The sequence below is a fragment of the Clostridium sp. LIBA-8841 genome (assembly GCF_057782475.1).
Genome location: NZ_CM173488.1, coordinates 2,808,366 through 2,834,788, shown reverse-complemented (window position 1 = coordinate 2,834,788; position 26,423 = coordinate 2,808,366). Strand labels below are relative to the sequence as shown.

General features: G+C 30.5%; 25 protein-coding genes and 1 other annotated feature. All 25 genes read left to right on the top strand.

Going from position 1 to position 26,423, the window contains the following annotated elements; genetic code table 11:
- The first annotated feature begins 1 nt into the window (after window position 1).
- Window positions 2–463: an RrF2 family transcriptional regulator gene (locus tag AC2A4K_RS12340; protein WP_322502790.1), complete on the top strand. Its 462-nt coding sequence runs from the start codon at window positions 2–4 to the stop codon at window positions 461–463.
- Window positions 456–1,652 (top strand): cysteine desulfurase NifS, encoded by a 1,197-nt coding sequence (gene nifS, locus AC2A4K_RS12335; RefSeq protein WP_322502789.1) that lies wholly within the window; start codon window positions 456–458, stop codon window positions 1,650–1,652. The genes AC2A4K_RS12340 and nifS overlap by 8 nt, the downstream gene beginning before the upstream one ends.
- 2 nt (window positions 1,653–1,654) lie before the next feature.
- Window positions 1,655–2,083, top strand: a complete 429-nt coding sequence (gene nifU, locus AC2A4K_RS12330; protein ID WP_322502788.1) for a Fe-S cluster assembly scaffold protein NifU — start codon at window positions 1,655–1,657, stop codon at window positions 2,081–2,083.
- A gap of 25 nt (window positions 2,084–2,108) precedes the next feature.
- A complete protein-coding gene (mnmA, locus tag AC2A4K_RS12325; protein WP_322502787.1) occupies window positions 2,109–3,188 on the top strand; it encodes a tRNA 2-thiouridine(34) synthase MnmA in 1,080 nt (359 codons plus the stop codon).
- Between the two features lie 316 nt (window positions 3,189–3,504).
- Window positions 3,505–4,110 carry a GNAT family N-acetyltransferase gene (locus tag AC2A4K_RS12320; protein WP_322502786.1) on the top strand — a complete coding sequence of 202 codons (606 nt, stop codon included), beginning with the start codon at window positions 3,505–3,507 and terminating at the stop codon, window positions 4,108–4,110.
- A 189-nt stretch (window positions 4,111–4,299) separates the two neighbouring features.
- Window positions 4,300–4,809 carry a PH domain-containing protein gene (locus AC2A4K_RS12315; protein ID WP_322502785.1) on the top strand — a complete coding sequence of 170 codons (510 nt, stop codon included), beginning with the start codon at window positions 4,300–4,302 and terminating at the stop codon, window positions 4,807–4,809.
- Between the two features lie 147 nt (window positions 4,810–4,956).
- The gene (locus AC2A4K_RS12310) at window positions 4,957–5,433 is read left to right on the top strand and encodes a PRC-barrel domain-containing protein (protein ID WP_322502784.1); all 477 of its coding nucleotides are present in this window, start codon (window positions 4,957–4,959) and stop codon (window positions 5,431–5,433) included.
- An 83-nt stretch (window positions 5,434–5,516) separates the two neighbouring features.
- Entirely contained in the window at window positions 5,517–6,554 is a 1,038-nt protein-coding gene (locus AC2A4K_RS12305; protein ID WP_322502783.1) for an AI-2E family transporter, read from the top strand.
- Window positions 6,555–6,779: 225 nt separating this feature from the next.
- Window positions 6,780–6,950 (top strand) — a binding site (T-box leader).
- Window positions 6,951–7,114: 164 nt separating this feature from the next.
- The gene (gene alaS / locus AC2A4K_RS12300) at window positions 7,115–9,754 is read left to right on the top strand and encodes an alanine--tRNA ligase (protein WP_322502782.1); all 2,640 of its coding nucleotides are present in this window, start codon (window positions 7,115–7,117) and stop codon (window positions 9,752–9,754) included.
- A gap of 142 nt (window positions 9,755–9,896) precedes the next feature.
- Window positions 9,897–10,154 (top strand): IreB family regulatory phosphoprotein, encoded by a 258-nt coding sequence (locus AC2A4K_RS12295; RefSeq protein ID WP_322502781.1) that lies wholly within the window; start codon window positions 9,897–9,899, stop codon window positions 10,152–10,154.
- 47 nt (window positions 10,155–10,201) lie between these two features.
- Window positions 10,202–10,615, top strand: coding sequence for a Holliday junction resolvase RuvX (gene ruvX / locus AC2A4K_RS12290; protein WP_322502780.1), 414 nt, complete (start codon window positions 10,202–10,204; stop codon window positions 10,613–10,615).
- Between the two features lie 16 nt (window positions 10,616–10,631).
- Entirely contained in the window at window positions 10,632–10,886 is a 255-nt protein-coding gene (locus AC2A4K_RS12285) for a DUF1292 domain-containing protein (protein ID WP_003459598.1), read from the top strand.
- Between the two features lie 20 nt (window positions 10,887–10,906).
- Window positions 10,907–11,359 (top strand): Fur family transcriptional regulator, encoded by a 453-nt coding sequence (locus AC2A4K_RS12280; RefSeq protein ID WP_322502779.1) that lies wholly within the window; start codon window positions 10,907–10,909, stop codon window positions 11,357–11,359.
- Window positions 11,360–11,429: 70 nt separating this feature from the next.
- On the top strand, window positions 11,430–13,097 hold the full coding sequence (locus tag AC2A4K_RS12275) for a ribonuclease J (protein ID WP_322502778.1): 1,668 nt from the start codon (window positions 11,430–11,432) through the stop codon (window positions 13,095–13,097).
- Between the two features lie 155 nt (window positions 13,098–13,252).
- A complete protein-coding gene (gene typA, locus AC2A4K_RS12270) occupies window positions 13,253–15,082 on the top strand; it encodes a translational GTPase TypA (protein WP_322502777.1) in 1,830 nt (609 codons plus the stop codon).
- Window positions 15,083–15,232: 150 nt separating this feature from the next.
- Window positions 15,233–16,261, top strand: a complete 1,029-nt coding sequence (gene mltG, locus AC2A4K_RS12265; RefSeq protein ID WP_322502776.1) for an endolytic transglycosylase MltG — start codon at window positions 15,233–15,235, stop codon at window positions 16,259–16,261.
- A gap of 15 nt (window positions 16,262–16,276) precedes the next feature.
- Window positions 16,277–16,921: an O-methyltransferase gene (locus tag AC2A4K_RS12260; RefSeq protein WP_322502775.1), complete on the top strand. Its 645-nt coding sequence runs from the start codon at window positions 16,277–16,279 to the stop codon at window positions 16,919–16,921.
- A 6-nt stretch (window positions 16,922–16,927) separates the two neighbouring features.
- Window positions 16,928–18,157 carry a peptidase U32 family protein gene (locus AC2A4K_RS12255; protein ID WP_322502774.1) on the top strand — a complete coding sequence of 410 codons (1,230 nt, stop codon included), beginning with the start codon at window positions 16,928–16,930 and terminating at the stop codon, window positions 18,155–18,157.
- Complete coding sequence (udk, locus tag AC2A4K_RS12250; RefSeq protein ID WP_322502773.1) at window positions 18,157–18,783, top strand: uridine kinase; 627 nt, start codon at window positions 18,157–18,159, stop codon at window positions 18,781–18,783. The genes AC2A4K_RS12255 and udk overlap by 1 nt, the downstream gene beginning before the upstream one ends.
- Window positions 18,784–18,910: 127 nt before the next feature.
- Window positions 18,911–20,575, top strand: coding sequence for a penicillin-binding transpeptidase domain-containing protein (locus AC2A4K_RS12245; protein WP_322502772.1), 1,665 nt, complete (start codon window positions 18,911–18,913; stop codon window positions 20,573–20,575).
- A 66-nt stretch (window positions 20,576–20,641) separates the two neighbouring features.
- Window positions 20,642–21,343: an RNA polymerase sporulation sigma factor SigK gene (gene sigK, locus AC2A4K_RS12240; RefSeq protein ID WP_322502771.1), complete on the top strand. Its 702-nt coding sequence runs from the start codon at window positions 20,642–20,644 to the stop codon at window positions 21,341–21,343.
- A 179-nt stretch (window positions 21,344–21,522) separates the two neighbouring features.
- On the top strand, window positions 21,523–22,575 hold the full coding sequence (locus tag AC2A4K_RS12235; protein WP_322502770.1) for a type IV pilus twitching motility protein PilT: 1,053 nt from the start codon (window positions 21,523–21,525) through the stop codon (window positions 22,573–22,575).
- Window positions 22,576–22,653: 78 nt separating this feature from the next.
- Window positions 22,654–23,892, top strand: a complete 1,239-nt coding sequence (locus AC2A4K_RS12230; protein ID WP_322502769.1) for a cell division FtsA domain-containing protein — start codon at window positions 22,654–22,656, stop codon at window positions 23,890–23,892.
- Between the two features lie 13 nt (window positions 23,893–23,905).
- On the top strand, window positions 23,906–25,045 hold the full coding sequence (gene ftsZ, locus AC2A4K_RS12225) for a cell division protein FtsZ (RefSeq protein WP_322502768.1): 1,140 nt from the start codon (window positions 23,906–23,908) through the stop codon (window positions 25,043–25,045).
- 565 nt (window positions 25,046–25,610) lie between these two features.
- Entirely contained in the window at window positions 25,611–26,417 is an 807-nt protein-coding gene (gene spoIIGA, locus AC2A4K_RS12220) for a sigma-E processing peptidase SpoIIGA (protein ID WP_322502767.1), read from the top strand.
- Window positions 26,418–26,423 lie beyond the last annotated feature (6 nt).

The window sequence follows — 26,423 nt, the reverse complement described above, 5'->3', positions numbered from 1 at the left end:
AATGAAATTATCTACCAAAGGAAGATATGGTGTGAAAGCCATGGTTGATTTAGCTATAAATTATGGTGGGTCACCTGTGTCAATAAAATCAATATCACAAAGACAAAATATATCTGAATATTATCTAGAGCAATTATTTAGTTCTCTAAGAAAAGCTAAGCTTATAAAAAGTATTAGAGGAGCTCAAGGAGGATATGTTTTAAATAGACTACCTGAAGAAATAACAGTAGCAGATATTATGGAGGTTTTAGAAGGACCAATAGAAATATCTGAATGTTTAGAGGATGTAGTTTGTAATAATGTTGATTGTTGCGCAACTAGACTTTTATGGAAAAAGATAAAAACAAGTATAGATGAGGTTACTAATTCAGTAACTCTTAAAGATATAGTAGAAGATTACAAGGCTATGAAAGAAAAAAATGAAGCTTTAAAAATTGTTAGTAGGAGTGAAGAAAATGAATAATAGAGTTGTTTATATGGACTACTCAGCAACTACATATGTTAAACCTGAAGTATTAGAGGAAATGTTACCATACTTCACAAATAAATTTGGAAATCCATCAGCATTTTATGGAGTTTCAAGAGAATCAAGAATGGCTGTAGATACTGCTAGAGAAAGAGTAGCTAAAGTTTTAAATGCAGATACAAATGAAATCTACTTTACTGGTGGCGGATCAGAAGCAGATAACTGGGCAATAAAAGGAATAGCTTTTGCTCATAAGAATAAAGGAAATCATATAATAACTTCAAAAATAGAGCATCATGCTGTACTACACACTTGCCAATGGTTAGAAAAGCAAGGATTCGAAGTAACTTACTTAGATGTAAATGAAGAAGGATTTGTTGATTTAGAAGAATTAAAAAATGCTATTACTGATAAAACTATCTTAGTTTCTATAATGTTTGCAAATAATGAAATAGGAACTATAGAACCAGTTAAGGAAATAGGTAAAATCTGTAGAGAAAGAAAAGTAATATTCCATACAGATGCAGTTCAAGCTGTAGGAAATGTTAAGATTGATGTTAAAGATATGAACATTGACTTACTTTCATTAGCTGGACATAAAGTCTATGGACCAAAAGGAATTGGAGCTTTATATATCAGAAAAGGTATAAGAATAGATAACTTAATCCATGGTGGTGGTCAAGAGAGAGCTAGAAGAGCTGGAACTGAGAACATCCCTGCAATAGTTGGATTAGGAAAAGCTATGGAAATAGCAGGAGATAACCTAGAAGAACATATAGCTAAGGTTTCTAAGTTAAGAGATGAATTAATAAAAGGATTATTAGAAGTACCATTTACAAGATTAAACGGACCAAAAGATGGTAGCAAGAGATTACCAGGTAACGTAAATGTATGCTTTGAGTTTATAGAAGGTGAAGGAATACTTCTTTCATTAGACTTTGAAGGAATATGTGGTTCAAGCGGAAGTGCTTGTACATCAGGATCATTAGATCCATCACACGTGTTATTAGCAATAGGACTTCCTCATGAAATAGCACATGGATCATTAAGATTAAGTTTAGGTGAAGGTACAACTCAAGAAGACGTAGATTACGTATTAGAAAAAGTACCACCAATAATCGCAAGATTAAGAAGTATGTCACCATTATGGAAAAATCATTTAAGAGAAGTAGAAGGAGAGAATTAATCATGATATATAGTGAAAAAGTTATGGATCATTTCAAAAACCCAAGAAATGTAGGAGAAATAAAAGACGCTAACGGAATCGGAGAAGTTGGTAACGCTAAATGTGGAGATATAATGAGAATATATCTTAAAATAGAAAATAACATCATAGAAGATGTTAAATTCGAAACTTATGGATGTGGATCTGCTATAGCTTCATCAAGTATGGCTACAGAGCTTATAAAAGGAAAAACTGTAGAAGAAGCTTGGGAATTATCAAATAAAGCTGTTGCTGAAGCTTTAGATGGTCTTCCACCAGTAAAAATGCACTGCTCAGTATTAGCAGAAGAAGCTATACACAAAGCTATAAACGACTATAGAAAAAGTCAAGGTTTAGAGCCTTGGGATATGAAAGAACATTCACATGACATACATGAGCATGTTCACGGCTAAGAATAATAATTAAAGTGGTGATTTTGTGACAAAGAAAAAGGTTGTTATAGGTATGAGTGGCGGAGTTGATAGCTCCGTTGCTGCTTACCTTTTAAAGGAACAGGGATATGATGTAATTGGTGTTACAATGCAAATATGGCAAGAGGATAAGGAATATGAAGAGAGAGAAGGCGGATGTTGTTCTCTTTCAGCCGTTGATGATGCAAGAAGAGTTGCTCAAAAATTAGATATTCCTTTTTACGTTTTAAACTTTAGAGATAGTTTTAAAAGAAACGTAATAGATTATTTTGTAGATGAGTACATACAAGGAAGAACTCCAAATCCATGTATTGCATGTAATAAATATCTTAAATTCGATGAGCTTTTACAAAAAGCTAAAGGTATAGGTGCAGACTATGTTGCTACAGGTCACTATGCTAAAATCGAGGAGAGAGATGGAAGAGTCCAGCTCATAAGATCAAAGGATGACAGAAAAGATCAAACATATGCTTTATATAACTTAACTCAAGAACAGTTAGAGCATACTTTAATGCCTTGTGGAGAGTTTACAAAGGATAGAATTAGAGAAATAGCTAAAGAAATTGGTCTAGATGTTCATAATAAAAAGGACAGTGAAGAAATATGCTTTATTCCAGATAACAATCATGGAAGATACATATGTGAAGCTGCTCCAAACAAAGTTAGACCAGGAAACTTTGTTGATAAGCAAGGAAATGTTTTAGGAAAACATAAAGGAATAGTTTACTACACAATAGGTCAAAGAAAAGGCTTAGGATTAGCTCTTGGAAGACCAGTATTCGTTACAGATATAAACCCTGTAACTAACACAGTTGTAGTTGGACCAGAAGAAGATATCTTTAAAACTGATTTAGTTTGTAAGGATATAAACTTAATATCTATAGATAAACTTGAAGAGCCAATGGAAGTTGAAGCTAAGATTAGATATTCAGCTAGACCAGCTAAGGCTACTATAAGTCCTATGGAAAATGGAAGAATTAAGGTTTCTTTTGAAGATAAACAAAGAGCCATAACTAAAGGTCAATCTGTTGTTTTCTACAAAGATGATTTAGTTGTAGGTGGAGGAATAATCGAAAGCCTACTTTAATAAAAAGCTCCCGCAAGGGGGCTTTTTTTATTTTAGCTTTTTAGGAGTTTTTAGAGAATATACTAGGGATCCATATAAATATTATTTTTACTACTATCACAAAACTTCTTAAAACATAAAATAAAAAGTTTTAATTATCTCGCCAATCATAATTACCCTTAGGTAGGTGTATTTTATAGTGCTTTATTTTATTTGCTTTTATGTATATTATTTACAAAAAAGATATTATAATTAATATTACTTTGATTTTTGAGAATTTGGATTTTAAAAAATGTTTTCTAAAGATAATTAGTGATATGGGGGAAAGAAAGAGTAAATGAAAAATTTTAGTATAGTAAAGTTATCAGAATTAGATGAAGAGTATAAAAGAGAAGCTACAGGTTTATTCGCAGAAGGATTTCATAAGATGTTTTCTTTTACTAAAGATAGAGAGGTGTTAAATGAATTATTTTTTTATTCATTAGATTTCTCTATGATTTATATTACACTTGAGAAAGATAAAGTTGTAGGATTATTAGGCAGTGGAACAAATGAAAAAAGAGCAGTTTCTCTTAATAAGGAAGTTTTTAAAAAGCTTTTGGGAAATGGAAAAGGAACAATAGTATATAAGCAGATGAAATCAATTATGGAAAAGCCAGCAGTAAAGGGAGACAGTGATTTATACATTGATTACTTAGTAACTGATAAAAAATACCGAGGTAAGGGAATAGCTACAGCGCTTATTAATTTTGTCTGTAATGATGAAAGAATTTTTGAAGAATGCTATATAGAGGTTTTATCCAAAAATATTAATGCTAAAAATTTATACGAAAAAATTGGATTTAAAGAATATAAAAGAGTTTATAATCCAATTACTTTACTTCAAGGACTTGGATATCTTATAGAGATGAAAATGAAAATTCATAATAGAATTAAAATATAACGAATTTTTAAGATTTTTAACATTGAGGCTATTGGTTTTATGTTTAATACATAACTAATAGTTCTTTATTTTGTAATTTATAAACAAATTTGGGTTTAAAATAGCAAATTAATAATTAAGTTCAGTTTAATTATAGAATTGTAAGTAATATTATTAATTTATATAAATATAAAGAAAGAAGGAAATTTTATGATTTATAAAGCCTTGGCTTTAGAAGAACATAAAAAATTTTTTGCAATAATTATTTTAATGATTTTCATAGTAGTAATGGGTATTGCTGCTGGTTTATACTTTTATTTTTCAAATATGATTAAAAATCCTTTTATAATAAATTTATCAAAAAATGAAATTAGAATTAGTGGATGGGGAGATGCCAAGATTAATTTAAATGATATAAAATCAATGAAAGTCGTAGATGGTCCCTTAAATATACAGTGGAATAAGGGAGGAGGAAATTTTGGAGATAAAATTTTTGGTGAGGAAAGTCTTGAGAATTTTGGAGTAAGCAAGTGCTTTGTTGAAAATTTAAATAATGAGAGTATATACATCAAAACTAAAAGTGATAATTATATGATAAACTTAGGTTCAAATGAAGAAACATTAAAAGAATATTATAAAATACTTGAACTTAAAAAAGAAAAAGAAAATTATAATATAGTAGATATAATGAAAAAGATGATTAAATATTTTAATGTATAATATTTAATCATCTTTTTTATATTAGCTATATTTTATGGAAATAATTCTAAAATAACCTTTAAACTGTGTATTTTTTGGAAAGATATAGATAATACTAAATATTATTACTAATGACTTTGCTTGAATTAGGAAGGGAGGACTTTTAGGATGTATAGAGTAAGAGATTTAATTGGCCTTAAGGTTTTTGATTCTAATGGAAAAAAGGTTGGAGTGGTATGTGATCTTGCTATGGATTATTTCAATGGAAAAGTTATGGGATTCATAGTAACAAAAAAATTATTTTCAAAGAGAGATTATGTGGATTTAACTAATGTCATTTCTTTAAGTGAGACTATTATGGTTGAGGGAGTTCACATACATAAAGGATTAAAATTTAGTGAAATAAAAGATTTTGATCTTATAAATAAGGATGGACATATGCTTGGTATATTAGAGGATATTTTAATAGACTATGATTTTTATATAAGAGGACTAATTGTGGTTGGAGGAATCTTTGATAAGTTTAAGAATGGAAAAAGAGTAGTTCAACTAAAAGAGACTATTTTGGGAGAAGAGAATATTTTGTTTTTTGGTAACAAGAATATAAATATGAGAATGCTTCCAGCTAAATCTTATAAAGATTAAATAATTATTCAATCTTTATAGAAGAGAAAGGATTATTCTTTATCTTATGCTATTTTTGATATTAAGTGAAAGAAGGAATTAGAATGTTTGAGGCTTTAAAAAATAAAAGAAAATTAACTAGAAATATAATAATTATATTGATAGCAGCTTTATTTATATTTCTTTTTTATAGATTTGAAGCTTTTAGAAATACTATTATTATAATAATAGCATCAGGAGTTTTTGCATATATTCTAAAACCCTTATATAGGTTACTGTATGAAAAAACAAAATTTAATAAGAGCTTTTTAGCTATGGTTGTGGTAGTAGGAATAATTCTCTTAATGCTGTTCTTTTTCATGGCTCTAATTCCAAGTATGTTTAAAGAAGGAGAAAGCTTTGATGGACTTATAAATAGCATTGAAACTTTTATAAATGACTTAGCAATGAAGATGAAGTTTATGGATTCAGGAGTTTTTAACGTTGTTGAGGCTCAAGCTACAGAAAAACTCAATATATTTATAGCTAACTTTGCTAATAATACTATAAATAATTTAATTGGGTTCTCTGAAAATATTTTAGCTTTTGCTGTAATACCAGTTTTAGCTTATTATTTTTTAGCTTATGGAGATTTGATTTCTAATAAATTTTTATATTTTTTCCCTATGAACAAAAGATCCCTATTAAAAAATCTTGGAAGGGATATAGATAGGGTTTTAGGTAAATATATTTTAGGACAATTACTTTTAAGTTTGCTAGTTGGAGTTATGACTTTTATAGGGATGCTTATATTAGGTTTAAAGTTTCCATTACTATTGGCATTTTTAAATGCCTTATTAAATATAGTACCTTACTTTGGAGCTATTTTAGGAGCAATTCCAGCCATTATTGTGGCCTTAGTGGAAGGACCAAGTAAAGTTCTATGGGTCATAGTAACCTTCTTAATAATTCAACAAATAGAAGGAAACTTAATAGCACCTAAAATTACGGCAGAGAGTATAGATATGCATCCAATATTAATCATAATATTGCTTTTAATTGGAGAGCAAATAGGAGGCCTTATGGGGATGGTATTTATAGTCCCTATAGCAGTTATAATTAAGGTAATATATGAAGATTGGGATTATTATATGTTCCTTTAAGGTTTAAAATGAAGCTAAGATTTTCAGTGATTAGGATTATCATATGTTTTTATACAAATCAACCTTTACATGAAACATAGCAAAAAGGAAAGTTTAGTATTTATGTGAAATATCTAAGTTTACCATATAATATAAAGGAATTTTAATGAAATAGATACACATACAATTGGCAATTATATTGACATGTGAAGAAATTTTTCTTATAATTTGCCTATAATAACTAAATGAAAAGCGTTGACGAGAATGAGTAGGCATTTATCTTTTATCCAGAGAGGAAGTGGTTGGTGAGAACTTCTTAAAAGAGGTGTTGAAGCTATCTTTGAGCTATATTTTTTAGAGTGATGTAGTTTTACATAATTAGGGTGGTACCGCGGAGCATAGGCTTTCGTCCCTTGAGTTTTAGGGGTGTTTGTTTTTATGTTCTTTTTTTGTGTGTAAAACTAATAATAAAATAAAAAACTTATCTAAGAGCTAAGTGAATTTTTAATCTGTTTTAAAGAACAGAGAGATTAAAGATTGAAGCAAAAGGATAAATACATAAAATTTGGAGGTAAAGAATTATGAAATTCATGGGAGCAAATGAATTAAGAGAAAAATACTTAAGCTTTTTTGAAAGCAAAGATCATTTAAGATTACAATCATTTCCACTAGTACCTAAAAACGATAAGAGTTTATTATTAATAAACGCTGGTATGGCACCTTTAAAGCCTTACTTCACAGGCTTAGAGCAACCACCAAGAAAGAGAATAACAACTTGCCAAAAGTGTATAAGAACTGGTGATATAGAGAATGTTGGAAAAACTTCAAGACATGGTACATTCTTTGAAATGTTAGGAAACTTCTCATTTGGAGATTACTTTAAAGGAGAAATAATTCCTTGGGCTTGGGAGTTCATAACAGAAACTTTAGGAATTCCTAAAGATAAGTTATATGTAACAATATACTTAAATGATGATGAAGCTTATGACATTTGGACTAGTAAAACAGATGTAGATCCAAGCAGAATATTCAGATTAGGAAAAGATGATAACTTCTGGGAAATCGGAGTAGGTCCATGTGGTCCATGTACAGAAATTCACTTCGATAGAGGAGAAGGAAAAGTTGAGACTGTTGAAGAATTCTTAGAAGCTTCTGATGCTGATAGAATAGTTGAGTTCTGGAACTTAGTTTTCACTCAATTTGATAAAGATGAAGAAGGAAACTATAACGAGTTAGCTCAAAAGAACATAGATACAGGAATGGGTCTTGAGAGAATAGCTACAATAATGCAAGGTGTTGATAACATCTTTGAAATAGATACAGTTAAAAACATATTAAATAAAGCATGCGAATTAACAAATGCTAAATATGGAGAAGATAAAAACACTGATGTATCATTAAGAATAATAACAGACCATGGTAAGAGTGTTACTTTCTTAATCTGTGATGGAGTTCAACCTTCAAACGAAGGAAGAGGATATGTTTTAAGAAGACTTCTTAGAAGAGCTGCTAGACATGGTAGACTTTTAGGAGTTAAGGGAATATTCTTAAATGAAATGGTTGATGCAGTAGTTGAAAACTATGGAGAAGCTTATCCAGAATTAAAAGAAAAAGCTGATTATATTAAGAAGATAATCAAATTAGAAGAAGAAAGATTTAATGAAACAATAGATTCAGGTATGGATATACTTATGAGCTATATTTCAGAAATGGAAGAAAAGAATGAGAAAGTTTTATCAGGAGCTAAAGCTTTCAAATTATATGATACATTTGGATTCCCACTAGAACTTACTCAAGAGATTTTAGAAGAAAAAGGATTAGAGTTAGATATAGAAAACTTTAATAAAGAAATGAAAGAGCAAAGAGAAAGAGCTAGAAATGCTAGAGGCGAAAGTAGCTACATGGGAAGTGAAGAAAGTCCAATAAACAAGATTGATGCTTCAGTAGTTACTGAGTTTGATGGATATGTTAACTTAGAACTTAATTCAAAAGTTATAGTTTTAGGAAGCAACGAAGAATTCAAGGCTGAACTTTCAGAAGGGGAAGAAGGATTCTTATTAACAGAGAAAACTCCATTCTACGCTGAAATGGGAGGTCAAATTGGAGATAAAGGTAACTTAACTTCAGAAACAGGAATGGCAATAGTTACTGATTGTAAGAAGAATGTTGGTGGAAAATTTGTTCACTACATTAAAGTAGTAGAAGGAAGTATAAAAGAAGGTCAAGAGGTTAAATTATCAGTAGATGCTTCAAGAAGATCTAATATATGTAAAAACCATACTGCTACTCACATGTTACATGAAGCTTTAAGAGAAGTTTTAGGAGATCATGTAAACCAATCAGGTTCATATGTTGATGAAGAAAGATTAAGATTTGACTTTACTCACTTTGCAGCTTTAACTGAGGAAGAATTAGAAAAAGTTGAATTATTAGTAAATGAGAAAATAATGACTGTAGCTGTAGTTGATACAAAAGAAATGTCATTAGATGAAGCTAGAAATAGTGGAGCAACTTGTCTTTTTGATGAAAAATATGCTGAAAAGGTAAGAGTTGTTGCCGTTGGAGATTTCTCAAAAGAATTATGTGGAGGAACTCACGTAGCTAACTCAGGAGAAATTGGATTATTTAAGATAGTTTCAGAATCAGGAGTTGCAGCTGGTATAAGAAGAATAGAGGCTGTTACTGGAATAAGTGCTTTAAAATTCATGGAACTTAAGAACAACATGCTTAAAGAGGCTGCTTCAATGCTTAAGTGTAATGAAAAAGACATTACTAAGAAAATAGCAGCTCAAACTCATGAATTAAAAGAAAAAGATAAAGAAATAGCAGAACTTAAAGCTAAATTAGTTCAAGGTGCTGAAGATGACATATTAAATAACAAAGTTGAGATAAACGGAGTTGAATTAGTTACAGCAGAGCTTAAAGATGTTGATGGAAACTCATTAAGAGATTTAGCTGATAAGGTTAGAAATAAATTAAATAATGGAATAGTTGTTCTAGCAAGTGATAATGATGGAAAAGTAAACCTAGTAGCTATGGCAACTAAGAACTCATTAGCTAATGGAGTTCATTGTGGAAAAGTTATTAAAGAAGTTGCATCAGTTGTAGGCGGCGGTGGAGGTGGAAGACCTGACATGGCTCAAGCTGGTGGAAAAAATCCAGAAAATATAGCTAAAGCTTTAGAAAAAGCAAAAGAAGTTGTAGAAATACTTGTAAAATAGTTGTACTTTTATGCCAATATAGTTTATAATAATTATAAAGTAAAGCGTGAATAAAAACTAATTTAAAAGATAATAATATACGTAGATATATAAAATAAATATATTTACTGTAAGGGGGTGAGCTGCTAGTAAGCAGCGTGTTATGAGTAACAATTTTGATCACACAATGCAGTTTGATTTTAGTAAGAACAAGGGAGACTTAACTAAATCAATATTAACTGATGTATACAACTCACTAAAGGAAAAAGGCTATAACCCGGTTAATCAGCTAGTTGGATACTTAATTTCAGGTGACCCTACTTACATCACTAATTACAACGGGGCAAGAGCTTTAGTAAGGAAACTGGAAAGAGATGAAATACTTGAAGAAGTTATAAAATCTTATCTAGAGATAAAATAACAAAGAGTGCCCGAAAGGGTACTCTTTCGTTTATATAAGGAGATTCAATGAGAATTTTAGGTTTAGATATCGGAAGTAAAACTATAGGGGTTGCGGTAAGTGATCCACTTGGATGGACTGCTCAAGGTGTAACAACTATAAAAAGAGATTGCTATACTAAAGATGTAGAAGCAGTTATGAAAATATGCAAAGAGTATGGAGTAGAAACTATAGTTGCAGGTATGCCAAAAAACATGAATGGAACAATAGGACCTTCAGGAGAGATGGTTAAGAATTTATGTGAACAAATTCAAAAGTCTTTTGATGGTAAGATAGAGTTTTGGGATGAAAGACTTACAACGGTTGCTGCTCATAGAGCCATGTTAGAAGCGGATTTATCAAGAGCGAAGAGAAAGAAAATAGTCGACAAAATAGCGGCTACTTATATATTACAAGGATACTTAGACAGAATATCAAAGTAAAAAAGGAGAAATTAATATGAATAACGATTTACAACCAATAGTTTTAGTTGATGAAGAAGGAATAGAAACAACATTCAACGTAGTAACTAAATTAGATATAGAAGAGAAAGAATATTTCTTATTATCACCAGAAGGTGAAGAAGATGTAGTTATAGCTATGCAAGTTGTTCAAGATGAAGATGGAGAAGAAACTCTAGCTCCAGTTGAGAATGATTTTGAAATTGAAATGATAGAAGAAGCTTATGCAACTTTATTCGCAGAAGAAGAATAACGGTAAAGTGAGGTTTTAATATGACAAATATAGCTTCAGTAGATTTTGATGCTTTGAAAGAAGAATTAAAGAAAAAAGGATATAAGTTAACTCCTCAAAGAAGAGCAATAGTTGATACTATAATACAAAATGAGGGTAAGCACTTAACGGCTGAGGAAATTTATGACGAGGTTAAAAAAGGTTGTCCAGAGATTGGATTAGCTACCGTTTATAGAACAATAATTCTTCTAGAAGAGATGGGTGTAATCTATAAGTTAGACTTAGAAGATGGATGTAGCAGATATGAGCTTGCTCATGATGATGAAGAGCATAGACACCATCACTTAGTTTGTAATAAATGCGGAAAAGTTTTTGAAGTTGAGGCGGATTTATTAGACGAATTAGAAGAAGAAATTGAAACTAAATACGGTTTTAAAATATTAGATCATACAGTAAAGTTTTTCGGAATATGCAAGGATTGTAAAAATGAATAGAGAAATTTTCTCAAATGAGGAAACCTCTTTTATACATAAGCGTATCACTACAAAAAAGAGGAGGGAAAATATGAAACGTGAAAAACTAAAGGTTAAAATTATACCTTTAGGTGGTTTAAACGAGATAGGTAAAAACCTAACTGTTATCGAATTTAAGGACGATATAATCGTAGTTGACTGTGGACTTAAGTTCCCAGATGAAGATATGTTTGGTATTGATATAGTTATTCCAGATGTATCATATCTTGTTAAGAATGCAGATAAAGTTAGAGGAATATTTTTAACTCATGGACATGAGGACCACATTGGAGCTTTACCATATGTGTTAAAAAATTTAAATGTACCTGTTTACGGAACAAAACTTACTTTAGGAATAGTTGAAACTAAATTAAAAGAACATGGTTTATTAAGTACAACAGAACTTATAAGAGTTAAACCAAGAGATATTATAAAATTAAAGTCATCATCAGTTGAATTTGTAAAAACTAATCATAGTATAGCAGACTCAGTTGCTATAGCAGTACACACACCATTAGGAGTTGTACTTCATACAGGTGACTTTAAAGTAGACTATACTCCAACTGACGGAGAAGTAATGGATTTCGCTAGATTTGCAGAGCTAGGAAGAAAAGGTGTTTTAGCACTTATGGCTGATTCTACAAATGTAGAGAGACCAGGTTATACAATGTCAGAAAGAGCTGTAGGAGAAAATCTTAAGAAGATATTTATGGGGGCAAAAGGAAGAATTATAATAGCAACATTTGCTTCAAATATCCACAGAATACAACAAATCGTTGAAGCTGCTGAAATGACAGGAAGAAAGATTGCTGTTTCTGGAAGAAGTATGGAGAACATAGTTCAGGTTGCTATAGAACTTGGTTACTTAACAATAGATAAGGATTCTTTCGTTAGTATAGATGCTATAAATAAATATCCAAGTGAGCAAGTTACAATAATTACTACAGGAAGTCAAGGAGAGCCAATGTCAGCTTTAGCTAGAATGGCATCTTCAGAGCATAAAAAAGTTAATATCATTGAGGGTGATACTGTAATACTATCTGCTACTCCTATACCAGGAAATGAAAAGTTAGTTTCTAAGGTTATAAATCAACTTTTCAAAAAAGGAGCTGAGGTAGTATACGGAAAATTAGCTGATGTCCATGTTTCAGGTCATGCTTGTCAAGAAGAGTTAAAGCTTATGCAAGCTCTTACAAAGCCGAAATTCTTCCTACCAGTTCATGGTGAGTACAGACATCTTAAGAGACATGCAGAGCTTGCTGTTGATGTAGGATTACCAGAAAAGAATTTCATGATAGGTGAAAATGGAGATGTTATAGAAATCACTAGAGATTCAATTAAAAAGAATGGATCTGTTACTTCAGGTCAAATCTTTGTTGATGGTCTTGGAGTAGGTGATGTAGGAAATATAGTTCTAAGAGATAGAAAGCATCTTTCACAAGATGGAATACTTACAGTAGTTGTTACTATTTCTAAGGAAACAGCTTCAGTTGTAGCAGGACCAGATATTATATCAAGAGGTTTTGTTTACGTAAGAGAATCAGAAGATTTAATGGATGAAGCAAAGCAAATAGTAAAAGACATCTTAAGAGACTGTGAGAAAAAAGGAATCTGTGATTGGGCTACTATGAAATCTAGCATAAGAGATGGACTTAGAAGTTTCCTTTATGAAAAAACAAAGAGAAAACCAATGATATTACCAATAATAATGGAAATATAAAAAAATTTAGATGATAATGTATAATGTAACTGTTTAAGTAAAAATGTTGTGTTGACTTTTTTCAAGCTTAACAGTAGAATCTAATAAGGTAAAGAAAAATTGGGTACTTTAAAAGTATCCAATTTTTTATGCACATAAAATTGGAGGAATATATAATGAGTAACGAATTCATAAGAAATGACATTAGAAATATAGCTATAATCGCCCACGTTGACCATGGTAAAACAACTTTAGTTGACGCATTATTAAGACAAAGTAACGTTTTTAGAACAAACGAAAAAATTGAAGAAAGAGTAATGGACTCAAACGATCTAGAAAAAGAAAGAGGAATCACTATCCTTTCAAAGAACACTGCTGTTCACTATAATGGAGTTAAAATAAATATAATAGATACACCAGGACACGCTGACTTCGGTGGAGAAGTTGAACGTGTACTTAAAATGGTTGAAAGTGTTTTACTTGTAGTAGACTCATATGAAGGGGCTATGCCTCAAACAAAATTCGTTTTAAGAAAAGCTCTTGAGTTAGGATTAAAACCAATAGTTGTTATAAACAAAATTGACAAGCCAGACGCTAGACCAGAAGAAGTTATAGATGAAATATTTGAATTATTCTTAGAACTTGGAGCAGACGATGAGCAATTAGATTTCCCAATAGTTTATGCTTCAGCTAGAGATGGAGTAGCTACAATTAATATAGATGAACCAAAAGATAACATGAAAGACTTATTCGATACTATAATTGAAAAAGTTGAATCACCAAAGGGTTCAATAGAAGATAGCTTACAAATGTTAGTTACGACTTTAGACTCAAGTGAGTATGTTGGTAAAATAGCTATCGGTAAAATAACTAGAGGAACAGCTAAGAAAAACCAACAAGCGGCTGTTGTAAGACAAGATGGAACTGTGACTAAATTCAAAATATCAAGTCTTTATACTCATGATGGATTAAAGAGAGTAGAAGTTGATGAAGCTCAATTAGGAGATATAGTTGCAGTAAGTGGTATATCTGATGTAAATATTGGAGAAACTATAACAGATGCACAAAATCCAGAAGGATTACCATTTGTTAAAATAGACGAGCCTACATTAAACATGAACTTCATGGTTAATGATTCACCATTTGCTGGTAAAGAAGGGGATTTCGTAACTTCAAGACACTTAAGAGATAGATTATTAAAAGAGTTAGAAACTAACGTAAGTTTAAGAGTAAATGAAATAACTCCAGACTGTTTCGAGGTAAGTGGTAGAGGAGAATTACACCTTTCAATACTTATAGAAACTATGAGAAGAGAAGGATTTGAGTTCCAAGTTTCTAAGCCAAACGTTATAACTAAAATTGAAGATGGCGTTAAGGTTGAGCCAATGGAGCACTTAACTATAGACGTTCCAGAAGAATTCATGGGACCTGTTATGGAAAAATTAGGACCAAGAAAAGCTGAGATGGTAAACATGACTTCAGCAGTAAATGGATACTCAAGATTAGAGTTCAGAGTACCAGCAAGAGGTCTTATAGGATTCAGAAATGAATTCATGACAGATACAAAGGGTAACGGAATAATGAACCATGTATTTGATGGATTTGAAAAATACAAAGGAGAAATCCCAGGAAGAAGTAGAGGATCAATCGTAGTATTTGAATCTGGAGAAGCTGTTACATATGGATTATTCAATGCTCAAGAAAGAGGAACTTTATTCATAGAACCAGGTACAGAGGTTTATGCTGGAATGGTTTGTGGAGAATGTTCAAGAGCAGATGACATAGATGTTAATATCTGTAAGAAAAAACAATTAACTAACACAAGATCATCAGGAGCTGATGACGCTTTAAAATTAACTCCAGTAAGACAAATGTCACTAGAGCAATGTTTAGAGTTCATAAACAATGATGAGTTAGTTGAAGTTACTCCAGTAAGTGTAAGAATGAGAAAAAGAATTTTAGATAGTGCTGAGAGAAAGAGAGCAATAAACAGAAGTAAAAAATAATTAAATCGAATTTGTAGATAAATTTTGAGAAAATAACTTTGTTTATATAAACAAAATTTAGTAAAACAAGTTTGTTTTTATTAAAAAAAGTTTTATAATTAGATAAATGGCTTCCCGGCCATTTATCTTTAAATATAAGGGGGTACTACTGTGAAAAAGCTAAAAAGCTCTAAAAGTATGGCTTTAATAGCTATATTTTTAATTTTACTTTTGATTAACTTAGCTGTATTTATAGTAAAATATAACTCGATAAAAAAGAACCCTTTAGAGTCTAACAATTCAACCATAACATTTAAGGTTGAGAATGGAGAATCGCTTCATGGTCTTTTTCAGAGATTAAATAATGAGGATATACTTAGAAGTTCATTCTTTTCTAAGATATACATAAAGTTTAATGATGTAAAAGAAAGTATAAAACCAGGAACATATACTGTTAGTAGTGATATAAACTTGTCAGACTTTATAAGTGTATTAACTGAGGGAAAAGTATCAGAAGCTAAGGTAACATTTCCAGAAGGCTATACAGTTGATGATATAGCTAATAAGTTAGAAGAAAGTGGAGTATGCACTAAAGAGGAGTTTATAAAGGCAGTTAAAGAGTATCCATTACCATCATTTATAAAACCTAATAAGGAAAGAAAATATGAATTAGAAGGATTCTTATTCCCAGATACATATACATTTCCTAAAGGTACAACACCAACTCAAGTTGTTGAGATGATGTTAAATAGGTTTGAGCAAGTAATGAGTGAGATACAGAGTGAATTAGGCATTACAATTCCAAATGAAGAGTATGAGAAATATGTAACTATAGCCTCTATGATTGAAAAAGAAGCTAGAGATGATAGTGAGCGTCCTGAAATAGCATCTGTTATATACAACAGATTAGAAAAAGGAATGCCATTACAAATTGATGCAACGGTCTTATATGCTTTAGGAGAGCATAAGGATACAGTGCTTTATAAGGATTTAAAAGTAGATTCACCATATAATACATATAAAATTAAAGGAATTCCAGTTGGACCAATATGCAATCCAGGAAAACCTTCACTTTTAGCTGCAATAAGACCAGCTAAAACAGACTACATATATTACTTATTAAATCCATCAGATAATAAACACTATTTCACTAATAGTTACGAAGATTTCTTAGCTAAAAAGAAAGAATTTGGATACTAAAATTTGGAGGAGCAAATGAGTGGAGTAACCTTTGATTATATGGAAAATTATCTTAGAGATCTTATTCCAGATAGAAATGACGAATTAAAAGAGTTAGAAGACTTTGCAAAAGAAAATAAGGTACCTATAATCCAAAAGGAAGGTGCAAAATTTCTTGAATTTATGGTAGCTATGAATAAGCCAAAGAAGATTTTAGAGCTTGGAACAGCTATAGGATATTCTTCAATACTTATGAATAAAGCTACTAATGGAAATTGTCATATTACTACAATCGAAAGAGATGAGAATATGATAAAATATGCTACAGAGAATATCAAAAAATTTGGTTTAGAAGATAAAATCAAGATTTTACAGGGAGATTGCTTAGAAGTTTTAGAAAGTCTTGATGAAAAATTTGATATGATATTCATGGATGCAGGTAAAGGACATTATAATCATTTTTTACCAGAATGTTTAAGACTTTTAGAAGATGACGGAATTATAATAGCAGATAATGTATTGTTTAGAGGAATGGTTGCTTCTGATGACTTAGTGAAAAGAAGAAAAATAACTATTGTTAAAAGAATGAGAAAGTATTTAGATTTAGTCTCGAAGGATGAAAATCTAATAACAACTGTTATTCCTATGGGAGATGGAATTGCGTTAACTAAGAGGAGGTAAGCAAACATGAGAAAACCAGAAATATTAGCACCAGCAGGTAGTTTAGAAAAATTAAAAACAGCAATAGATTTTGGAGCAGATGCAGTTTATATTGGAGGAAGTAAGCTTAATTTAAGAGCTTTCGCTGATAACTTTACTAACGAACAAATAGCAGAGGGAGTAAAGTATGCTCATGATAGAGGAAGAAAAGTTTATGTTACTATGAACGTATTCCCTCATAATGATGATTTAGAAGGATTAGAAGAATACATTATTGGTCTAGATAATTTAAATGTAGATGCAATAATCGTTTCAGATCCATCAATAATAATCACTGCAAAGGAAGTTGCACCAGACTTAGAAATACACTTAAGTACTCAAGCAAACAACGTAAACTGGAAGTCAGCTAAGTTTTGGCACAGCTTAGGAGTTAAGAGAATTGTTTTAGCTAGAGAACTTAGCTTCAAAGAAGTTGAAAAGATACATGCGAACTTACCAGAAGATTGTGATTTAGAAGCTTTCGTACATGGATCAATGTGTATGGCATACTCAGGTAGATGCTTAATATCTAACTATATGACAGGAAGAGACTCAAATAGAGGAGCTTGCTCTCAAGCATGTAGATATAAGTATTACTTAATGGAAGAAAAGAGACCAGGAGAGTATTTCCAAGTTATAGAAGATGATAAAGGTACATACATAATGAATTCAAAGGATTTATGTATGATAGAATATATCCCAGAGCTTGTTAAGAGTGGTATATACTCATTTAAGATAGAGGGAAGAATGAAGAGCCCATACTATGTTGCAGCAATTGTTAAAGCTTACAGAGAAGCTTTAGATAAGTATTGGGAAGATCCAGAAGGATATGAGTTTGACCAAAAATTAATGGATAATCTATTAAAGGTTAGTCACAGAAGATATCACACAGGATTTTATTTTGGAAAATCAGGTGAGCAAGTTTATGAATCATCATCTTATATAAGAGATTATGATATCGTAGGAGTTGTTAGAGATTATAACGAAGAAACTCAAGTTGCAACTATAGAGCAAAGAAACAGATTATTCGAAGGAGATACAGTAGAAGTCTTAACTCCAGTTGGAGACTACTATGAAATCCAAATGAATGATATGAAAGATGAAAAAGATCAAAAAATAGATGTTGCTAACAAAGCTCAAATGATATTCAAGGTTAAAATAGATAAGCCTGTAAAGATAAATGATATGTTAATTAAGTGCAAGGAGGCAAACAGCTAATGAAGAGACCAATTTTTATAGGAATAACAGGTGGTACTGGCTCAGGTAAAAGTACAATAGCAAAGGAAATATACAGACAATTTGGTGAAGAATGTATTGCTATGATAGAACAAGATTCATACTATAAGGATCAAAGCCATTTATCAATGGAGGATAGAGTTAAAACTAACTACGATCATCCACATGCTTTTGATAACAACCTTTTAGTTTCTCATTTAGAATCACTTCTAAATGGACATTCTATACAAAAACCAAGTTATGATTTTGCAATACATAACAGAGTTGAAGAAACAACTACAGTTGAACCAAAGGAAATTGTTATTGTAGAGGGAATATTAATCTTAGAAGATCCAAGAATAAGAGAACTTCTAGATATAAAAATTTACGTTGATACAGATGCCGATGTTAGAATCATAAGAAGAATGGTCAGAGACATAAATGAGAGAGGTAGAACTATAGAGTCTGTTATAAATCAGTACTTAAATGTAGTTAAGCCTATGCATAACCAATTTACAGAACCTACAAAGAAATTTGCAGATATAATAATACCAGAAGGCGGACATAACAAAGTTGCTATAGATATTATTGTTGCAAAAATAAAAGAGGTTTTAGGACAATACGAATAATATAAATAATATATTGGTTGGAATCCTTGTCTTAGAAGATTTACTTCAATAATAAGACAAAACTAATAACTATTGCTGAATAAAATACCCCTAACTTGGCTAGAATTTAGCCAGGAGGGGTATTTTTATGTTTAATAGGAAAAGAAAAACACAAATTAAAAATAGATTAATAAGCTTAGTATCTTTACTGCTTTTAGTTTTAATATTACTTAGTATGCGAGTTTACTATATTCAAAAAAAATATAGTACAAGAGAAACTGGTAGTTTTAAGGGGAATCATAAACAATATGAACAAATTTCTGACTATAATTATTCTCTTCTAGATAGAAATGGAAAGAGTATTTTTCAATATGATATTAAATACAAGGTAGTTATAGATACTATGGCTTTTAAATTAAATAATTTAAATCAGAACTTAGAAAATATAATGGCTTTTAATTATATTATGAAATCAGAGGACAAGGACTTTTCTTTTGATGCTGTGGTTAAAAATGGAGGTAAGTTATATTATGATGTATCAAAAGAGAATTTTGATAAAATAAATAGCTTAAAAAATATAAAGGGAATTTACACTTATGTGGCTCAAGAAAAGAAAAAAGATGAAAGTTGGAAAATAGAGAATATGTTAACATCTACTAAAGGTTTTGCCTTAGTAGAAAATGAAAATAAAAGGGTTGAGACTAAGGAAATAGATAAAGAAGAAAAGTCTTTAGAAATGATAATAGAGAAAGAGTTAGAAAACAATAAAGACCCTAAAATTGTTTTTGAAAGAGACCATGATGGCTTATATGGAGAAGAGGAGTATGATATACCAGAGAGTAATCTAAATGTTAAATTAACATTAGATAGTGAAATGCAAAAAATAGTTAGAGATGTATTATCAAAAGAAGAATATAAAACATTTCAAAATGCTGGAGCTGTTCTTATTGATAGTGCTAGTGGAGAAGTATTAGCCTTAGCACAAAAAAATGAAGGATCACCTAATGTTGTTTTAGGTTCTGGAAGTATTAGTGGGTATGAAGCAGGATCAATATTTAAAATATTAACCTTAGAAGCGGCAATGGAGTTAAAAGGAATAAGTCTTTCAGATGAGTTAAGATGTGAGGGCTTAGTATGTAAGAAAGAAAAAATACATGGAACTATTAGTGTAAAAGAAGCCTTTGAGGTTTCATGTAATGATGTTTTCTCAAAACTTGGAGCTGAAATAGGAACAAAAGAACTTTTAGATTTTGCAAAGAAACAAGGAATTTTTTCTTCAGTATTAGGTTTGGATGAAAAGACTGGTATGGAAACTAGAGGGGCTGTACCAGAAAATGTTAGTATAACTAACCTTTCTATTGGTCAATCAATGCAAACAAGTTTAATCCAAATGGCAGGAATAATAGCTCCTGTTGTTAATGAAGGAGAGTATGTACAGCCATATATATTAAAAGGATTTGAAAATCAAAAGGGTAAAATGGTAAAAGAGTTTACTGAACTTAGAAAAAATGTAATTTCTAAAGAAACAGCTAATAATTTAAAAAGTGTAATGAATTCTACTGTTGGAGAGGGAACTGCCATTGTAACTCAAATTGAAGGAATAGAGGTAGGGGCTAAAACAGGAACAGCAGAGGCTTTAGGAGAGGAACTTCATGGGTGGTTTTTAGGATACTTTAAACATGAAGGAAAATACTATACTTTAGGAGTTATGGTGCCAAATATAAAGAATGTCTATGAAGATAGAAAGCCAGGTGGAGGTAATACTGCAGGTCCTATTTTTAGAGATATAGTTTTAGAACTTACAAAAAAATAAATAGATTTAGCAATATTTTAGCTATCAACTCATATTATAGTAATAAGCATTAATAGGGGGAACGGCATGTTCATGTTACAATACTTATTAGAATTAGTTGGTAGCAATATTTTTTTAACTGGCTATGTAACAGGGAATTCTACTTTTCCAAAGCCTTTGAATGAAAAGGATGAAAAGATGTACTTAGAAAGGTTGAAAAATGGAGATGTTGAGGCTAAACGTATATTGGTTGAGCGGAATTTAAGGCTAGTAGCACATATAGTTAAGAAGTATTCTTCAAGTTATCAAAATTCAAAGGAAATGGACGATCTTATATCTATAGGAACAATAGGGTTAATAAAGGCTATAGATTCCTTTGATACCAGCAAAGGCATACGGCTTGCAACATATGCAGCTAAGTGTATAGATAATGAAATACTTATGCTTTTTAGAAATAATAAAAAGACTAAGGGAGAGGTGTTTCTTCAAGATCCTATAGGAGTAGATAAAGAAGGAAATGAAATATGTCTTATAGATATCTTAAGTAGCGATGCAGACTCGGTTTTGGAAATAGTTGAAAACTCATTACAGGTTAAGGCTCTTTATAAAAAAATGTCTGATATTTTAAGTTCTAGAGAAAAAGAAATACTTCAGATGAGATATGGCTTATTAGATGGTGATATAAAAACTCAGAGAGAAATAGCAGGGATTCTTGGTATATCAAGGTCATATGTATCTAGAATAGAAAAAAAAGCATTAAAAAAATTAAATAAAGAATTCAAATATTAAATGATACTTAAGAAATTGTATAAAAAAAAATAAGTTTTATAAAATTATGGAATTGAAATATCATATGGTTTATAATATTTATTATACGATAAAAAAGGTGAATTCTTCTATGAATAATTTGTTCATTTCTTTGTGAAATGGACAAATTATTTATTGAGAGTTAAGTTTAGGAGGAGATTATGCAAAGTTTGACAGAACTTTTAGAATTGACAGTTAAAGAGGGAGCATCTGACTTGCATTTAACAGTAGGTATTTCTCCTATAATAAAGGTTAATGGAAAATTAGTAAGGCTAGAACATGAAATACTACGTCCTGGAGATACTGAAGCATATGCTAAGGAAATACTACAGGATGCCTATGAAAAGTATGATGCCATCGGAGAGTATGATACCTCATATTCAATACATGGTAAAGGTAGATTTAGAGTTAATATATATAAGCAGAGAAATAGTACAGCATTGGCTATAAGAGTCATATCTGTAGAGATGCCAACTTTAGAAAAGTTAGGATATCCTGATGTTTTAAAGGAGGTATGTAATCTTAAAAGAGGACTTGTACTTGTTACAGGACCAACAGGAAGTGGTAAGAGTACTACATTAGCAGCTCTAATAAATGAAATAAATACTAATAGAGAGGCTCATATTATAACTATAGAAGACCCAATAGAATTTCTGCATAAACATAATAAATCTATTGTAAATCAAAGAGAGATAGGTAAAGATACTTTGAGCTATGAAAGAGCATTGAAAGCAGCTTTAAGGGAAGATCCAGATGTTATTTTAATTGGAGAAATGAGAGATTTAGAAACTATTTCAATAGCAATAACAGCAGCTGAAACTGGACATTTAGTATTTTCAACTCTTCATACTATAGGAGCAGCTAAAACTATAGACAGAATAGTAGATGTTTTCCCGCCACACCAACAGGAACAAATAAAAATACAATTAGCATCTGTTTTACAAGTAATTATATCACAACAATTGGTAGAAACAGTTGATGGTGAGAGAACGGCAGCCTTAGAAATAATGACTGCTACACCAGCTATAAGGAATTTAATAAGAGAAGGAAAAACGCATCAAATAGAATCATCTATACAAACAGGAAGTAAATATGGTATGACAACAATGGACATGGAATTGGCTAAGCTTTTTAGAGAAGGTGTCATAACAAAAGAAACTGCGATGAATTCTGCAATAGATAGGGAAATTCTAAGTCGATTATTGATGTATTAAATATAGAGGAAATTTAAGAATTTAAGAGAATATATATATTAATCACAATTTTTAGATAGGGAGGTACACATAGAAAAAATGTCTAAAAACATAGTGGGACTGGATATTGGAAACAGAAATATCTGTGCAGCTATATCTGGTGAAAATGAAAGTGGAGAATTTGAAGTATTAGATTTTGTAGTAAAAGATGTGCATGGTGTATCTAAGGGTAAAATAATAGATGAAGAGTCTGTTATAGAGGCCGTAAAAGAATGTCTAAAAGAACTAGGGGAAAAAAGTGGACATAATATTCAAGGTGTTTACTTAACATTAAAAAATAATGAATGCAAAATAGTAGAAAATAAGGGGTATTCCTATACAGATAATGATGATTCATTAGTTTTTAAAGAAAACTTAGAAGAGGCTTATATAGAAGGAAGAACATTAAATCTTTCTGAAGAGGAATGTGTAGCCGATAGTGTAATAAATTCATTTTATACAGAAGAAGTTGGCTTTGTAGAGAACCCAATAGGAATGAAAACAGAAAGAATAGAAATAGATGAGGACTTAATTGTTGCACCTAAGTCAAAAATAAGTGTGCTAAACAAGATTGTTCTAGAGGCAGGTTATGAAGTTTTAGGGACAATTGGATTGGGATTTGGATTTAAAAATATATTTCTGAATAAAAAAACAGAAACTTCTAATATTGTAATTATTGATGTTGGTGCTGAAGAAACTCAGATATATAGTTATAAAGGAAATGTATTAAAGGATATAGACTGCGTGCCTTTAGGTGGAAGGAACATAAGTAAAGATTTAGCAATATGTTTATCAATATCAGAAGAAGAAGCAGAAAGATTAAAATTGCAATATTCTTCAAAATATTATAGTATTAGAAAGGATTACAATAATATTTCCTTTGAAGATTATATATTGGATACCTATTTAATTCATGATATTATAGATGCTAGATTAAGCGAAATACTAGAAATTGTCAATAATAAGTTAGTAGAAAAAGAGATTTTAAACACTACAGATATGATAATATTAACTGGTGATGGTATCAGTTATTATGAACACATTAAGGAAAGATTGGAATATATATCTGATAAAGATGTAAAAATATTCACTAAAAAACAATTTTTATTTGACAATTCTTCAATAATTAATGCAATTAGTATTGTTAAAGAGGTATATGATAGGTTAAAATTAATATGTGATGAAGAGTTGCTTTCAGGTAAGAAAGTAACCGTTGATAAGGAAAATAAAAGTGAAAATAAAAGTGTAAAGAAGAGAGGGCTTTCCAAAATAATGGCGTTCTTAGAAGAGCTTTTCTAAAGGAGGAATTGGTTTGTTAGATTTTGATGTAGATATACAATCATTTACTAATATTAAGGTAATTGGATGCGGAGGCGGAGGCGGAAACGCTGTTAATAGAATGATTCAAGAAGGTTTAAGAGACGTTGAATTTATTGCTATAAATACAGATAAACAAGCCTTAACATTGTCTCATGCCCAAAATAAAATTCAAATAGGTGATAAACTTACAAAAGGACTAGGCGCAGGTGCTAATCCTGAAATAGGTAAAAAAGCTGCTGAAGAGAGCAGAGATGAAATAACAGAAGCTATATCAGGAGCTGATATGGTATTCATAACTGCTGGTATGGGCGGTGGTACAGGTACAGGTGCTGCACCAGTAGTTGCTGAGATAGCTAAGTCAATGGGAATATTAACAGTTGGTATAGTTACTAAACCATTCCCATTTGAAGGTAGAAGAAGAATGACTCATGCTGAAATGGGTATAGCAAACTTAAAAGAAAAAGTTGATACATTAGTTACAATACCTAATGAAAGACTTTTATCAATGGTAGATAAGAAAACAACTTTATTAGAATCATTCAAGAAAGCTGATGATGTTTTAAGACAAGGTGTACAAGGTATATCAGACCTTATAACTAACCCTGGATTAATAAACTTAGACTTTGCAGACGTAAGAGCTGTTATGTTAGACAAGGGATTAGCTCACATGGGTGTTGGATATGGTAAAGGAGAAAGCAGAGCGCAAGATGCTGCTAGAGAAGCAATATCATCTCCATTATTAGAAACATCAATAGTTGGAGCTACTGGGGTTCTATTAAACGTAACAGGTGATTCTGAATTAGGATTATTAGAAATAAATGAGGCTGCTGAAATAGTTCAAGAAGCTGCCGATCCAGATGCTAACATAATATTTGGTACTGTTATTGATGAAAACTTAAAAGATGAAATAAGAATAACAGTTATAGCTACTGGCTTTGAAAAAGAGCGTCAAAGAGTAGGTATGGCATCTCAAGGAACAGTTGGTAGAGAACCACAAGTTCAAAAAGAAGTTGTAACTGAAAGAGTAGAAGAAAAAATAACTGAGCAAGAAGTTGCAGCTACTTCAGAACCAGAAAAGAGATATAATGATGATTTAGAAATACCTATGTTCTTAAGAAGAGGCAGAAGATAATATTTTTAATCATAAAAGCACTTATAGTATAGATTACTATAAGTGCTTTTACTTTTTATATTGGCTTTATTTTAGGTGGATGTTGATTTTTAGATAGACTTTCAGACCTAGCTTTATATTTAAATAGTTAATTTTTTATATTTAGCTTTTTTATAATAAGTGTTGATCTCTAATTATATCTTTTACTTACTAATTAAAACCAATATTAGTCTTAATAGAGTCATTTATTAATTTACTTTGTAAAATTTATAATGAAAGTTATGAAAAATTAAAAGATGATTTCTTTTGTTACAATATATTGGAAATGTAAAAAATAGGATATGGAAAATATTATTGAATATTATGATTTAAGATTTAATAAATTATGAATTTATATTGAATGAATACATTTTCAAAACAAATTTAGACAAATAAAAAAGAATTATAAAGTTAAAAAACTTATATAAAGTAAAATTATGAAGAAAAATGTAGAAAAAGGAAGATAGAAAATATGCATATAGAATATATAATGACAAAATTTTAGAACAAGAAGCTTTATAATTATAAATAGGGAGTGAGTTGATTTATGACTGTATATGTTGACATTGTCATATTAGAAAATTTTTTAATTAATTTTTTTCTACTTTATCTAACTTTACAGACCTTAAAAGAAAGAATAATTTACAAGAGAATACTACTAGCAGCTTTTTTAGGTGCAATATACACTTTACTGGTGTTCATTCCGGATTTAAACATACTGACATCATTGCCTTTTAAACTGCTTTTTTCTTTAGGTATGGTTTCCATAATTTTGGAAAAAAGAAATATTAAGACAATTAGGAAAATGTATATAACTTTTTTAGTAATAACTTTTGCTTTTTGTGGAGCTTGTTTTATGTTCGCTTTAGTTGAAAATCAATATAGTTTTTCAGAATCATTTACTATAAATAATTATTCAACAAAGGGAATGATATTCTCATTAATTATAAGTTATATACTTGTTAGTGGAGTTATGAATCATTTTAAAAATAGAGCCATGATTAATAACTTTATATATGATTTAGATCTTTGCATTGATTCGGAGGTTATAAGTCTTAAGGCCTTTTTAGATACAGGAAATGGACTTGTAGAACCTGCAACAGCACTGCCTGTAATAATAGCGGAAAGAGAGAAATTTGAAAGAATAAACATTAAGGAAAAAGATCAATTTAAGATACCGTATAAGGTTGTTGATGGGAATTCAGGATATATGAAAGGGATTAAAATTGACAATATAAAGCTTTGTAACGTTAATGGGGAAATAATGACAAGAGATGTAATCTTATGTTTTTGTGATAATAAACTGAGTAAAGAAGGAGAATATGAGGCTTTATTGTCTAGAGGAATTATATAGGGGTGA